The following is a 2,106-nucleotide window of genomic DNA, read 5'->3' on the forward strand; positions in this document are numbered from 1 at the left end:
AGACGAACTCAACGTTTAATGAAAGAAGCGAAAATTTTTGTTCGTTATCGAAAGAAATACAAAGTGACAACAAATAGCAAAATGACTGCCGATTTTCGAAAGAGTATAATCACCCAATAGTCCCTTGACTTGCTCCCATAACTCATCGGGGATTTGACCGCGCCTTGTTCGTGTGGTTCGCCAGTGTCTAAAGGCTTGTTTGACAGTGTCTAGTTTATTGGTGCCTTTTATCATTAAGTCGCCTCCTAAAATCATTGAGGCTATAGACTAAACGACCGCTCTGTCTTTAGTCACGCACGCTTGCCGAAAGCTCAGGATCAAACACTCTTCAACATCATTCAAAATCGACTTTTCCTAACAGATGCTCTTTTAATGTATCAGTATTTTCCATATAGCAAGTGATGTAATATCTACTTCCATCTTTTAAAATTAACTCTAATCCTGAAATATGCTTAGCGAATCCAGTTAAAAACTTATCAATAATAAAGAAGTTCGACGAAGCTTTTAGTGATAAGATGTCAGAAACAGTAAAATGAATATGTTTTTTAAAAATATTAGTTAAAATAAAATGGTCTTGTTCTTTTTTTATTATCTTAACATATTGACTACCTTTTAAGATTAAAAAAACATTACAGGTAGTTAAATATAAAAAATATATAGCGCCTACAGCAGGAATAATTTTTTCCATGAATCCAATCGTTTCTAGAGCACTATAAATTGTCAAAAGAGATAAGACAAAGCCCCCCAAAGATGTAATGCAATATAGCCATTTGGGAAGGCAGGTCCCTTTACTATAGTAAGTATCACACCAAACCATAATTACCACCCCGATTGTTTACCTGCACTACTACCCATAGCACCAAACGTCCAACTAAACATTGAATCTATCATAGATTTTGTTATAGACACATTTATTGGTCGACTTATAACATTTCCAATACCCGAGCCATGTAGTGTAAATAATAATGAAACTAAACTATAGTGACTATTTGACGGATCTCTTAGTTTTGTTGTCTGATCCTCCCTCGATTAGCCGTACTCCTTGTTGATGAGATTATATCTCTTAAACAAGGAGTACGGCTAATCGAGGGAGGATCAGCTCCAGCATTAATGGGCAAATATATGCCAGTTACTTAACGTTGACTACATTAACTGTCGGATTCAATTAATAAACGCAACTCTTATTAAAAATCAGTAGGTTACTTACTATGTGCGGACCTATCTGGTCAATAGGAGTTTCGCAATGGGTCATAAACAGTTAACCCGAGAACAGAGATATCATATTTATGGACTTTGGCGCTCTAGGTGCACACATAAAACCCCTATTATCTTTACTTCAAATGCCAGTCTATTTGACAAGTACACCAAATTAGTGTACTATTTATTTAAATAATCATTAGGTAATTTTAAAATTGATAAAGTCTTGTCAAATCGAATTAACTAAAAGTGCTAAAAAAGATTTAATTAAAATTCCACAATATATTAAAGAGAAGTTATTGTTATGGGTTGATTCGGTAGAGCGTTTAGGTATTCAGAAAATGAGAACTATACCAGGTTTTCATGATGAACCGTTAAAAGGAGAGCGCCAAGGGCAACGCTCAATTAGACTAAATAAGGCATATCGAGCTATATATATTGAAAATGAACAAAACGAAATTGTGATTATTTCTATTGTTGAGGTGAATAAACATGAGTACTAATGCAAAAAAATATTTAGAGAAATTGGTGGGGCGTTTAACATTAGGAAGTTCTATTCGTTCTATACGTCAAGGAGAAGGGATAAGTCAGATTGATTTTGCGAAAAGCCTTGGTGTGTCAAAGCAATATTTATGCGATTTAGAACATGATAGAAAGATAGTTAGTGCTAAAAAAGCTAAGCAATTTGCTATTATTTTAGGATATCCCGTAGAACAATTTATCGCCTTAGCTATTCAAGACTCTCTTGAACATGATGGTATTCATATGCTTGTTGAAGTAAAAGCAGCTTAAGACAATGTATCCAGTTGGCAACCCGTACTAATGCTATGAGGGGCAAAGGGAGTAATGGAACCGCCAACCCACTTAAGCATTAAATTAGAAATTAACTTATTCGACTTGGTTGATTAT

Annotated in this window: 3 protein-coding genes; 2 read left to right on the top strand and 1 reads right to left on the bottom strand. The window is 34.6% G+C overall.

Annotation, left to right across the window (positions count from 1 at the left end):
* Nucleotides 1-334: 334 nt before the first annotated feature.
* Nucleotides 335-817, bottom strand: a complete 483-nt coding sequence (locus Lnau_RS15405; protein ID WP_058506036.1) for a hypothetical protein — start codon at nt 815-817, stop codon at nt 335-337.
* Nucleotides 818-1,412: 595 nt separating this feature from the next.
* Between Lnau_RS15405 and Lnau_RS15410 the strand changes: the two genes are divergently transcribed.
* A complete protein-coding gene (locus Lnau_RS15410) occupies nt 1,413-1,700 on the top strand; it encodes a type II toxin-antitoxin system RelE family toxin (protein ID WP_058506037.1) in 288 nt (95 codons plus the stop codon).
* Complete coding sequence (locus tag Lnau_RS15415) at nt 1,690-1,989, top strand: helix-turn-helix domain-containing protein (RefSeq protein ID WP_058506038.1); 300 nt, start codon at nt 1,690-1,692, stop codon at nt 1,987-1,989. Before Lnau_RS15410 ends, Lnau_RS15415 begins: the two co-directional genes overlap by 11 nt.
* The last annotated feature ends 117 nt before the right edge of the window (nt 1,990-2,106 follow it).

The organism is Legionella nautarum (assembly GCF_001467895.1).
Taxonomy (GTDB): Bacteria; Pseudomonadota; Gammaproteobacteria; order Legionellales; family Legionellaceae; genus Tatlockia; species Tatlockia nautarum.

Bases quoted from the DNA above. Each gene is read 5' to 3' on its own strand.
- Lnau_RS15405 (WP_058506036.1), bottom strand. From the start codon at position 817: ATGGTTTGGTGTGATACTTACTATAGTAAAGGGACCTGCCTTCCCAAA.
- Lnau_RS15415 (WP_058506038.1), top strand. From the start codon at position 1,690: ATGAGTACTAATGCAAAAAAATATTTAGAGAAATTGGTGGGGCGTTTA.